General features: G+C 50.0%; 9 protein-coding genes. 4 read left to right on the top strand and 5 right to left on the bottom strand.

Translation table 11 applies throughout. The annotated features are described in order from the left end of the window. Positions 1–52: 52 nt before the first annotated feature. The 5 genes from gshA to H6G21_RS21775 form a co-directional block, all read right to left on the bottom strand. Positions 53–1,201, bottom strand: coding sequence for a glutamate--cysteine ligase (gshA, locus tag H6G21_RS21795; RefSeq protein WP_190575919.1), 1,149 nt, complete (start codon positions 1,199–1,201; stop codon positions 53–55). A 401-nt stretch (positions 1,202–1,602) separates the two neighbouring features. Continuing rightward, positions 1,603–2,256, bottom strand: coding sequence for a DUF3318 domain-containing protein (locus tag H6G21_RS21790; protein WP_190575917.1), 654 nt, complete (start codon positions 2,254–2,256; stop codon positions 1,603–1,605). Positions 2,257–2,996: 740 nt separating this feature from the next. Next, positions 2,997–3,347 (bottom strand): resolvase, encoded by a 351-nt coding sequence (locus H6G21_RS21785; protein WP_190576005.1) that lies wholly within the window; start codon positions 3,345–3,347, stop codon positions 2,997–2,999. 145 nt (positions 3,348–3,492) lie between these two features. Continuing rightward, on the bottom strand, positions 3,493–4,311 hold the full coding sequence (locus H6G21_RS21780; protein WP_190575915.1) for a DUF1350 family protein: 819 nt from the start codon (positions 4,309–4,311) through the stop codon (positions 3,493–3,495). A gap of 74 nt (positions 4,312–4,385) precedes the next feature. Continuing rightward, complete coding sequence (locus H6G21_RS21775; RefSeq protein WP_190575913.1) at positions 4,386–5,300, bottom strand: DUF4347 domain-containing protein; 915 nt, start codon at positions 5,298–5,300, stop codon at positions 4,386–4,388. Positions 5,301–6,034: 734 nt separating this feature from the next. Here H6G21_RS21775 and H6G21_RS21770 point away from each other — a divergent pair. From H6G21_RS21770 to H6G21_RS21755, 4 genes are all read left to right on the top strand, one after another. Further along, positions 6,035–6,367, top strand: coding sequence for an arsenosugar biosynthesis-associated peroxidase-like protein (locus tag H6G21_RS21770; protein ID WP_190575911.1), 333 nt, complete (start codon positions 6,035–6,037; stop codon positions 6,365–6,367). Between the two features lie 96 nt (positions 6,368–6,463). Then, positions 6,464–7,516 carry an arsenosugar biosynthesis radical SAM (seleno)protein ArsS gene (gene arsS / locus H6G21_RS21765; RefSeq protein ID WP_190575909.1) on the top strand — a complete coding sequence of 351 codons (1,053 nt, stop codon included), beginning with the start codon at positions 6,464–6,466 and terminating at the stop codon, positions 7,514–7,516. A 73-nt stretch (positions 7,517–7,589) separates the two neighbouring features. Continuing rightward, positions 7,590–8,795, top strand: coding sequence for a methyltransferase domain-containing protein (locus tag H6G21_RS21760; RefSeq protein ID WP_199307374.1), 1,206 nt, complete (start codon positions 7,590–7,592; stop codon positions 8,793–8,795). Positions 8,796–9,137: 342 nt separating this feature from the next. Further along, entirely contained in the window at positions 9,138–11,633 is a 2,496-nt protein-coding gene (locus H6G21_RS21755; RefSeq protein ID WP_190576001.1) for a glycogen/starch/alpha-glucan phosphorylase, read from the top strand. Positions 11,634–12,449: the final 816 nt, after the last annotated feature.

Raw genomic sequence — 12,449 nt, 5'->3', positions numbered from 1 at the left:
AGTTTAGGGCAAATTGTTCAGCACAATCTTTTTTCTTCGATCAATCTAGAGACTATGCAACACAGGGTTGGCAAATTTCGCTTTGCAGTTCGAGTTCGCGCGCTTGCATCGACAGAATTGCTTTCTGCACGATTTGTGCAGTGTCCCTCCCCTGATCTTTCTCTCGGAGCCATTGTTGGGCTTCGTTGCCCTGGCGCAAAATTCGTTTCAGGGGCAGCAGAAAACAGCTAAAACCATGATGTTTTGCGGTATCCCAGACTTCATCATAGAGTTGCACAATCCAGTCCTTCGCCAGGATCGATCGACCGTCTTGCCAATGGTGTAGTGGAGCGTCCAAACTGGCTTGAGCCGCCGCTTGTTCGTTGGCATCTGCCATTTCAACTAACTCTGTAGCGCGCGTAGCGAGGGGAAGATCACTAGCCAGCAATGGATCTAAATCCGGATGATGCATCAACTGTAGTAAGCGCGCTTCTAGGAGGGCCGTGATGGCTAATAGGGCGATCGGATCGCTGACGAGATCACAAATTCGCAGTTCTAAGCGATTCAAATTGTAGGGACGGCGATCGCCATTGGGCCTTACCGATGACCAGAGATGGCGGACATTCTGCATGGTGCCAAGACGCAGTTGCTCTTCAGTCCATTGAATAAAGTGGCCATGGCTTTCAAACAGGGGGACCTGAGTCGGCGTTTTTGGAAAGACTGCCCAGCGGCTTGAGTGAAATCCTGTCACTTCCCCATTGAGGAAGGGGGATGCAGCACTCAAAGCAAGATATAGCGGCGCTTCTAGGCGAACCAACCGACAGGCCCGCATCAACATTTCTGGATCTTCAATCCCAATATTAATGTGGACACTTGCAGTCACCACCTTGGTTCCGTAGGTCTGCTCAATATAGGTGTGGTAGGGGTTATTAGGATCCGATCGATGAAATGCCTCCGTGCCTCCCAGGGCTAAGGTGCTCCCAGGAATCAGCGTGTAGTCTCCCAGGGTAGTGAGATATTGCCTTAGACGAGATCGGGGTTGCAGCAAATCACATAGCGATCGCTCATACCGATAACTAGGAGCAGTCGTGTACTCTACGTTGCGGTTATCGGGCTCTCGCACAAAACCATCCAAATCGGCAACGATTTTATCGGATAACCCGACCACTTCCCCATTGGGACGGCCTGTATAGACTTCAATTTCAAATCCTTTCGACAACATGACCGATTTCTCCTAATTTGCAATCCCTGGATTTAACCTTGGCGCATCCCTTGGCGCATCGCGATCGCGGGGCAGACACAAGAAAATCACGGGAATGTCACAGAACCATGGGACTCTTACAGGACAAATGTCACAGAACAAATGTCACAGAATAATAGGAATCTCACACAATCATAGAAATGTCACAGAATGGTGGGAATCTCTAACCAATGAATCACCTTTCATCAATTCCCAAACAAAAATAGAGGACTGAGAGCAGTTTCTGACTCAGTCCTAATTGAGATAGCCTTTCAATCTTGAAATAGCTACCATTCCATTCTGAAACAGTACTGCCTGGGATCCAAAATCCAACTCGGCAGTTCATGATTTATTCACTAAATTGCCAAGGTAAAGTCCCCAGATTAATAATCAAATTCGGCAGCAGGACTCCGTTGTTGCATTCTTTCTTTGGCTTTAGCCGCACTCTTTTTCAAAGCCGCTAAGCGACCTTCATAGCGCTGGCGAAGTTTTTTCTTAGGAGTCTGTTCAATCAAGGTTTTGAGCGCACTCCCTAGACTTTTGTAGGCATTGGGCAGGGTATAGCCAAACCGAGTTGCTAGGGCAATCGCCCGCTCATCAGCCTCGATCGCTTCTTTCAACACCTTTTCACCGTTGTTTTTGTTGTAGAGCCGCCAACCAGCAAACCCAGACAGCCCCATCGCCAACAGCAGCAGGAGACCATCTTGAACCCACAGTTCACCGACTGCACCCCCTAGGCCGATCGCCAGGGCTGCCATTTCCCAGCCGTCACGGGGTACGGTGTCTGCTTGCACCCGACCGACTTCATGCCAGAACAGTAAATTCCGTTGATCGATCGCCAGCTGATCCCACTTGGGCATATCGATCTGAATTTCAATTTCGTCCCGTCCGATTTCTTCAGACGTAATGAGGGGAGGATTGACTGCCGTTGCCACCTCGATCGTGACCCAACTTTGGAGTTCCGGCGGCAGCAAGGTCTTCAAACGCCGGAGTTCACTCATCTCAGCTCGGGCAGTCGAGGCAGCATAGGATGTCATAGAACCCACTCCAGGAAGACGTTACAAGACTTTTTCCCATAATAGCGTGTGGTGGACAGTGGTGAATGGTTAGGGATACCGACCCTCTAGGGGCGTGAATTCTCACCATCTTTTTTAGCTCACTGTCCGCTGTTGGGGCAATCTTGAACTGCAACTAGTGCTGGAATGACAGGCGCTTAAGCTCCCTATCGTTGCTGGGTCATCAAGGGGTTGGTGGGTGAGTGGGACGGGATCCGATCGGAGACTGGAGTTCTAGGCGGAACAGAGGAGCTATCGGCAATGATTAATAGGGGTGAAACGAGCGTCAGGAGGGCGATCGCGCCTCCACAAAGATTAACCAGTGGACGTCGTGGAGGCTCAGAAGAATAATTTGACTGACTGCTTGCTTGCATATTTTAGGGTCTATCCCAACTCAACGAAGCCAAGAAATTTTCCAGAAATGGCAAATCCCTCTGCAACCCATTTCATGACCAAAACATGATGAACATACGATGGAGTTGCGAGGCTTCATAAAGCATTCTAACGAGGTCTACCTAAAATTTGGTATCGCATAAGTACGATATTCGATGTTATGGATTCCGCACTTTTGCAGGACAATTCTGCCTTCTGGCCTCTGCCTTAAGGATTGCAACCGCACAACATCCCTTCTTTTGTTTGGAGCTTGACTACTTTAAGCTTGACTACTTTAAGCTTGACTACTTTAAGCTTGACTACTTTAAGCTTGACTACTTTAAGCTTGACTACTTTAAACTTGATTGCTTTAAACAATGGTGGATCGCTTGCAATTCAGCCAAAATCGCTTGCAAGAGCTCCTGGGTTGCGTCGGGAGGCCGATTTTGCACCTCGATCGTCACCTGTTTGACCCGAAGAATATCCTTGGCAAAGCGAGCCACTTCATTCGGGTGGAATAACAAAGGTTCGCTGGCGTGGGAGCGCAGTTCTGGATTCAGTCGCTTGGCGTCATAGGGGGGATTGAGTAAGGCAGGATCCGTATTGGTATAGCGATAAACGGAGGCACGCGATCGTCCAAGGGCTTGCTGGACAGCATCGATATCCATCAGCTCAGCCTGGGGAACGGGCGATGGAGGCATGGGTAAGGGGGCAGAAAACTCTGACGACATAGACTCAAACGGCATCAATTCTCATGACAAGACTCACCTTTGCATTGTAAGACAGTTCGTCCTAGCCGATCGCACAATGCACCTGAATTCTTGCCATGACTCGTATTGACGCAGATTAACGCAGAGGCGAATTACCTTCTAGGGCTAGGGCCAATTCCAGCCAGTCTATGAGAGCCTGCTCTAATTGTTGCAATTCTCGAAAGACCTCCTGACGCACCCACTGCCCGATCGCGTCCAATGGGGTAAAGACGGTGCCCGTTTCCCACTGTAAATCCTGTGCAACTGGGGTTAGATGATTCCCTTTCAATTTACAGAGGGTGAGTTGATCGGGGAACCGGGTTTGCAAGATATTGGCCAGCGATCGCGTTTGATCGAGGGTGTCGTTACTGAACTTGATCAATAAATTCCGAGGAACGGCGTATTGCTGAGCAATGAGTTGATTGGTTGCGTCCGGAGAGGGCGTAAAGTCAACCATCGTGGCCGGGGCCAAGGGGGGGGCAAACTGTTGCACGACTTGGGAGAACTGATCCATCAAAGGAATCGAATCCCGGGCTGCAAAGTTGTTAAAGGCCATCAACAGATTGCCCGATCGCTGCACTTCAAACACACTGCCAATGAGGAGGTGTAACTTGCAGCCCATGCTATGCCCTAAACCATAGATCGGCAGTTGATCCGACACTTGTCCAGTTTTTTGCAATTGGTGCAAGGCCCGATCGAAACTCCACAGGACATTTTCAGCAATGCCAATGTGATCAAACGTGTTAATAAATGGGGTCGCCACAATCCCATAGCCCGATCGCGCCAAACATTCTAAAAGACGACGATAGGTTAACTGGGGGGCAGTAGCGACAAAGGCTCCCCCCAAAAAATGAACGATCGCGATCGGGCGCGGCGGCAACAACACCCAATTTCCTGCAATTTCTTGCCAGACCATGAACCTTCCTAGCGACGGCAGACTGTTTTTTATTGTGTTTCTATTGTGCCGCTTTCTATTGTGCCGCTATCTGATTACACCGTGGTTAGTAGATCTCCGCCAGGAACTTGTAGTAATTCTCCGGTAGGAACTTCCGGAATCGGCTCCTGCGTGATGGTTACTTGGGGCGGTGGACTGGGGAGAGCCAAGACGGGATCAGGTAGGTTACTGGATAGGTTAGGCGGATCTGTCGAGGGATTGGCGGGGGAATTAGGCAACGGAGATGGAGCCTCCAAGGCGGGGGGCGCAGCAACGAGCTCCGGCAGTGCGGCGGAAGGATCTAAAGGTTCTGATAGGGAGGGTGGCGGGGCGATCGGTGGAGTGGGTTCCCAGTCTTTCCAGGCTTGCATGGCAGGCGGGGCGCTCAACGTATAGTCATAGGCTTGGAGGACGGAATTGCGCACCGCCAGACTAGTGGCCAAGGGAGCCGTCTGCACCTCTAATCTCCAATCTCCCTGGAGAGAGGCTTTACCCGTTACGTCATCGGAAGCCGCAATATCTGCCCCTAATTGTTTGCTGAGATCCTGAATAAACTGATTACCGACATCTCCCGCAGCGATATTAGAGCCATACAACAGCACGTCGGCTCCCGGTAATAGGGATTGCTGCCAGGCTGCCAGGGTATTTGCATTTTTGGCGAGGTTGCCTACAGAGAGTTGACTATTCCCTAAATAAAGCTTGCCAGTATCGCCATAGCTAATGATGTGGATAGCAGATAATTCCGTTTTTTGGGCCAGAACTTCCGTAATTTGGTTCAGGCCATTGGTTTGGGGATCTAGAATAACGACCTCCACCCCTCGGCGAATTCCCGGCAAAAGCTTCTGATACTCCTGGATTTGGCCATCAATGAAGGCGACTTCTTGGCGCGAAGCAATCACATTGGGTAAACCGGGATTGGGCACCGGCACTGGGGAAAGTGGCCCCGGCAGGAGTCCTGGATCCGGCAGCACAGTCTTTACAGCTGAGTGAGATAACGATTGTTCAGAAACCAGCATAATCCGCAAGTCTTCGTAGATAGGAACAGGAAAGCCAACAAAACTTTGCGCCTAGATTGGGATTGCACCTAAATAGATTCGGCTGAGCCTAGGTTGAAACGATCGCGCAACCGGACAAACCGTGGGCTGGGCGACTGAGAGAGATAAGAACCGACCACCTGAATGACTTTATAAAATTAGATACTTTCTTGGCTGTGTAACCTTTGAAACCTAGACAGTGCCAGTAGAAAACAATGTAAGTAGTAAACAACGCGAGTAGAAAGCACCCTGACCTGAGGAGAATAACGACAAAAGGCCCTTAGTGACCCCACAACCTTTTGGGAACTGACTTTGTCAAGCACTGACTTTGTCAAGCACTGACTTTATCAACCACCGACTTTGTCAACCACCGACTTTGTCAAGCACTGACCTGATCCAGCTTGGAGGGGCGCACACAACCTATTACGTATTTCTACGATAACTTAATTAATTACTCCTACGCAAAAGCCCTTAATTGAGTTCTCCTATCACGCCTTAGTAAACCTCGTAACTAGTACTTAGAAATACTGGTGTTACCCCGATCGACCGGATAAAACCGGAAGAAATTTGAGCAGAGCAGGCACTTTTAGATCATCCGATCCAGAATTGAAGACGTATATTCACGTATAACAACTGAATTGATTGCACCTTCGGAGAGCGATCGGCCTACCATGGATCACTACTACAACCCAGAGCATTTACCTAATTTCAGCAAAATTGGGGAAGGCAACTCAGAACTGGCTGAAAAGTTTTTTGCCTATTACGGCGCTGTCTTTGCGGAGGGCGCATTATCCAAACGCGAAAAGGCGCTGATTGCGCTGGCGGTGGCCCATGCCGTTCAGTGCCCCTATTGTATTGATGCCTACACCCAGGATTCCCTACAACAGGGGTCAGATATTGAACAGATGACGGAGGCGATCCATGTGGCAACCGCAATTCGGGGGGGCGCTTCGTTAATTCATGGACTCCAGATGCTCGATCGGTCAAACCAGCTATCGATGTAGCAGGAGTAGCAGGCGTTGGAGCGGTGGGAAGGGTGGGAGGGTGGCCGCCGTGCTGACTGCGCTTTCGATTGATAATTTGTGTTGGATTAATTTGACATGACGACTTCTTTAGCAAGACGGGCGGATCCTTTGGCCTCAGCCCTGTATCAGCGATCGGTGTTAGCGGAGGTTAACCTTGCCCATCTGCCTGAAGCTGGCGATTTTGAGGCGACATTAAACCGTCATGGTTGGCCCGTGTTGCAGCCTGCGGAATTGGACATCTTTCAGATCAATCTCGGCAAGTTGTGCAATATGACTTGTAAACATTGCCATGTGGATGCAGGCCCCGATCGCACCCAGGAGGTGATGTCCCGTGAGACGATCGACCTATGCCTAGCAGCGTTGGATCACACCCAGGCCCACACCGTAGATATCACAGGGGGCGCACCGGAACTGAATCCCCATTTTCGCGCGTTGGTGGATGAATGTATTCAACGCGGGAAAAAGGTGATCGATCGCTGTAATTTGACCGTCCTCCTGTTGCCAGGAAAAACCGATCTCCCCCAATGGTTTGCCGATCGCGGGGTGGAAATTGTCTGCTCTCTACCCCATTACCGTCAGCGCAATACCGATGTCCAACGGGGCGATGGCACCTTTGAAAAGTCGATCGAAGCCCTACGACGCTTAAATCAAGTTGGCTATGGCCAGGGCGATCCCCAGCGACAATTGACGTTAGTCAGTAATCCCGTGGGCGCTTTTTTAGCCAGTGGTCAAGGGCGACTAGAGCAGGAATGGAAGGCAGGATTGCTGAAACACCAGGGCGTTACCTTCGATCGGCTCATCACCCTCAACAACATGCCCATTTCTCGCTACTTAGAATGGTTGGAAGCATCAGGAAATTTACAAACATACCAAGAGTTACTGGTTAATTCCTTTAATCCTGCCACGATTGCTGGACTGATGTGCCGCAATACCCTTTCAGTATCCTGGGATGGCTATCTTTACGATTGCGATTTCAATCAAATGCTGGAGCTTAAGGTGGCTCCAAAATTACATATTCGTGATTTTGATTTACAGACCTTGGCACAGCGACAGATTATGACTGGACGCCATTGCTTTGGTTGTACGGCTGGGGCAGGAAGTTCCTGTGGCGGCGCGATCGTAGATTGATTTGCGATAATGCTACTTGAATGTTGTTTTTTGTGCCTACTCACTGATTACCCAATTCACTCCTCATTTCACCATGACATCTTCTAATCCAATGGCGATCACGACCGAGACTGCAATCCATTACGACATTGAGCAGGCCGTGCGCGATCGCTACAGCGCCGGAGCCCAAGCCCCCCAAGCAGCCCTCTGTTGCCCCACGGATGGCTATGATGGACGCTATCTGAAAATCCTGCCGGAGGAAATTATTACCAAAGACTACGGCTGCGGCGACCCAACCCGCTATGTTCAAGCAGGAGAAGTGGTGGTCGATTTGGGATCGGGGGCGGGCAAAAACTGCTACATCATGGCGCAGAAAGTGGGGGCCGAGGGTCGCGTCATTGGCGTGGATATGAACGACGAAATGTTGGCCCTTGCCCGCAAATATCAAGCAACGATCGGCGATCAGCTGGGTTATCACAATGTGAACTTTGTCAAAGGTAAAATTCAAGATCTGGCGCTGAATTTAGATCAGCTCCAAGCTTGGCTGAATCAGCATCCGGTCCAGTCGATCGCAGATTTGGCCGCCCTGGAGACAGAGGGCGATCGACTCCGGCGGGAAGCGCCATTAATTGCAACTAGTAGCGTTGACGTTGTTGTTTCCAACTGCGTTCTCAATCTGGTTAAGCCCCAGGATAAAAATCAATTGTTCCAGGAAATTTATCGTATTCTCAAACGCGGTGGTCGAGCCGTAATTTCTGATATTGTCTGTGATGAACCACCCACGGACGTAATTCTCAATGATCCAGACCTGTGGAGTGGCTGTATTGCGGGTGCGTTTTTAGAATCGGAATTTTTGCAACGGTTTGAAGCAGCGGGATTCTACGGCGTGGAAATTTTGGCACGGCAGGAACAGCCCTGGCAGGTCATCGATGGCATTGAATTTCGATCGCTCACTGTCCAAGCCTACAAAGGCAAAGAAGGCCCTTGCCTCGATCGCAATCAAGCCGTGATTTACAAAGGCCCCTGGAAAGCGGTACAGGATGATGATGGCCACACCTTGTTGCGGGGAGAGCGGATGGCGGTTTGTGAAAAAACCTTTCAACTCTATACCGATCCCAACGGCCCCTATGCCCACGATTTCATCCCCGTTTTGCCCCAGACAGAAGTGCCCCGAGACTCCGCGCCTGTCTTTAATTGCAGCCGTGATAGCCTACGCCATCCCCGCGAGACGAAGGGAGTCGATTACCGCGCGACCCTTCCCAGTGCAGGAGACTGTTGTGAACCGGGTAATTGTTGCTAAATCCATCTAGTTCTTAAAACAAGTTGGTTGTTCTAGCCAATTGCAATCCGGAGCAGTTGTAATTAAGTGGTCGCAAGGTTGCAGTTAAAACAACCGGAATGTGATGCTGTTGCCAATTCTAGAGAATTTGTTAAAACAATCTAAAGTTTTCGCAACAGTCATGGGTCTATTTCCTTGAAAACCTAGGGTATACAAGGCGATCCCGATTTTTCGGTGGATTCTGTTGATTGCCCATCTCGATCGAGATTTTGGGCATTCTAATTAGTAGAAACTATCTCGATCGATAGGCTCACCTCCCTAGACCAATTTGCTAGTGACCGATTACCCCGTAGACTGCCCATGATGGAATCCCAAGAATGCCCGATTTTGATTGAAGACGATCGTACTGGGCGAAGTGTTGAAACCCTCAAACGAGCCATCCTCGATCACCTCTCCTACAGCCAAGGCAAATTTCCCCGTATTGCGACCCTGAATGATTACTACATGGCGGTGGCCTACACAGTGCGCGATCGCCTAGTGCAGCACTGGCTCTGTACGGTAGATACCTATTACAGCAACGCACCGCGCCAAGTTGGCTACCTCTCGGCGGAATTTCTCCTAGGGCCGCATCTGGGCAATAACCTGATCAACCTAGGGATGTACGACGAAATGAAGCAGGCCGTCGAAGCCCTCGGGATCCGGTTTGAAGACATGCTGGATCAAGAGGAAGAACCGGGCTTAGGTAACGGTGGCTTGGGGCGATTAGCGGCTTGTTATCTCGACTCCCTAGCCACGTTGGAAATTCCCGCGATCGGCTATGGCATTCGCTACGAATTCGGCATTTTTGAGCAGGACATCAAAGATGGCTGGCAAGTGGAACTCACAGACAAATGGCTCCACCTCGGCAATCCTTGGGAAATCGCCCATCCTGAACTCGCTGTCCAAGTCAAACTCGGCGGTCACACGGAAGGCTATCCCGATCACACCGGACGCTATCGAGTTCGCTGGGTGCCCGATCGGGTCATCAAAGGCGTCCCCTACGACACCCCCATTCTGGGCTACCGCACCCACACCGCCAACACCCTACGGCTCTGGACAGCGGAGGCCATGGATTCCTTCGATTTCAACGCCTTTAACTCCGGAAACTACTACGGGGCGGTGGGCGACAAGGTTTCCTCGGAAAACCTAACCAAAGTCCTCTACCCCAATGATGCCTTTGAGCAGGGTAAGCAACTGCGCCTAGAGCAACAGTACTTCTTTGTGGCCTGTTCTCTGCAAGACATCATTCGTACCCACTGCCAACTGCGGGGCGAACCGATCGACACCCTGCACGAAAAATTCACCCTGCAATTGAACGACACCCATCCCGCGATCGCCGTTGCAGAATTGATGCGCCTGTTGGTTGATGAGCACGACTTTGCCTGGGATGCCGCCTGGAACATTACGCGCCAAACTTTCGCCTACACCAACCACACCCTACTGCCCGAAGCCCTAGAAAAATGGGAGATTGATCTATTTGAGCGACTGTTACCGCGCCATTTAGAAATCATTTACGAAATTAATCAACATTTCCTGGATGATGTACGGCTCAAATTTATTGATGATGAAGCCTGTATTCAGCGGATGTCCTTGATTGACGAATCGGGGCCGCGCTATGTCAGGATGGCGAATTTGGCATCGGTGGGGAGCTATGCCATCAATGGTGTAGCAGAATTACACACCGAGTTGTTGCAACAGGATGTACTGCGGGATTTCGCCCAAATGTATCCCGAAAAATTCAGCAACAAAACCAATGGCATTACCCCCCGTCGGTTTTTGGTGTTGAGTAATCCCCGATTGGCGGACTTGATCACCCGCGAGATTGGTGACGGCTGGATTAAGGACTTAAGCAAACTCAATCAGCTAGAAGCCTATGAGGATATTGCTGAATTCCGCCATGAATGGCGGCAGATCAAGCGAGCCATCAAACAAGATCTGGCCGACTATATCCAAAAACAACAGGGCATTTCAGTCAATGTCGATTCCATTTTTGACATCCAAGCAAAACGGATTCATGAATACAAACGGCAACACTTAAATGTGCTACACATCATCACGCTGTACAACCGCCTGAAGGCTAATCCCGATCTAGACATTGTGCCGAGAACCTTCCTTTTTGGGGGCAAGGCAGCACCGGGCTATTTCATGGCGAAGTTGATGATTAAGTTAATCAATGCCGTGGGAGAAGTGGTGAATCGCGATCCTGACATCCACGATCGCCTCAAGGTTGTGTTCTTGAAAGACTACAGCGTGAAATTTGCTCAACGGGTTTATCCCGCCGCCGATCTTTCGGAACAAATTTCCACCGCCGGGAAAGAAGCCTCTGGCACGGGCAATATGAAATTTGCCATGAACGGCGCGCTGACGATCGGCACCTTGGATGGAGCTAATATTGAAATCCGCGATGAAGTGGGCGCAGAGAATTTCTTCCTGTTTGGCCTCACAGCGGAGGAAGTGGCCGCGACCCAGGCCGCTGGATACCAGCCCCGAGCCTACTACGAAAGCAACTCAGAGTTGAAACTCGCGATCGATCGCATTGCCTCTGGCTTTTTCTCCCACGGCGATACACAACTCTTTAAACCCCTGGTCGATAATTTGCTCTATGCCGATCCCTACCTGTTGTTGGCCGATTACCAAGCCTACATTGACTGTCAAGACCAAGTCAGCCAAGCCTATCGGGATACAGATCATTGGACTCGTATGTCAATTTTGAATACGGCGCGGATGGGTAAGTTCTCCAGCGATCGATCGATCTGGGAGTATTGCCAAGAAATCTGGCGAGTCAACCCAGTGGCAGTTCCCCTGGCATTGCATAACTAGCTGATGGGTCTGGTTGATGGGTTTAGTTGATGGGATCTAGTTGAAACGACTCAGACCAAGCTATCTCACGATAGACATCCTACGATAGACCCACTCCTGGGTGAGGTCTATGGAGAAGAAGATGCGTTGGAGCAATCGGCTATGCTAAGTTGCTTCAACGCTTTTAATTTGCTGCATCGTCCAGCCTTTTGAAATCGATCAGTGCAAAGATTCGATCGTGCAATCGATCGAGACGATCAGGGTGCTTTCAGTCGGGCGATCGCGTCGCCTAACCGCTACTAATCATTGCCACTCAATCATTTCCACGAATCAATTTCCACGAATCAATTTCCACGAATCAATTTCCACGAATCAATTGCCACGAATCAATTGCCACCGCCCTAGTTTAATCCTAGTTTTCCACAGCTTTACCCCAGTTTTCCACAGGATTGGGTAAACCATAGCAACCGATTTTCCACAATTTATTTTCTTGGCTCCACTAGTTAACTACTCGGTAGGGGTGAGATACGGATGATCTAAATTACAACGATCGTTCGATAGCACAACAGTTTAGGGGGCTTTTACACCCATGGATTATCTCCATCAAAAGGGATTTTATTTTCAATAAAGTGCACTTTTTGGCGAAAATTTGTGTTTTTTGCCCAGTTCTTCTCCAGTTAGGCGAACGGCCCACACCATAGAAACCGATGTATAGCTAAAGCCAGCGACCTTAGGACGTAGACTAGAAGGGAAGTGAGTAATTCCCCCTGCTGACCATGGCCCGCCCCTACAGTGAAGATTTTCGACGCAGAGTTATCGAAGCAATCGAATTGGACG

It is taken from the genome of Alkalinema sp. FACHB-956 (assembly GCF_014697025.1).
GTDB lineage: Bacteria > Cyanobacteriota > Cyanobacteriia > Leptolyngbyales > Leptolyngbyaceae > Alkalinema.
The sequence above is the reverse complement of the archived record's forward strand: the minus strand, read 5'-3'. Positions and strand labels throughout refer to the sequence as shown.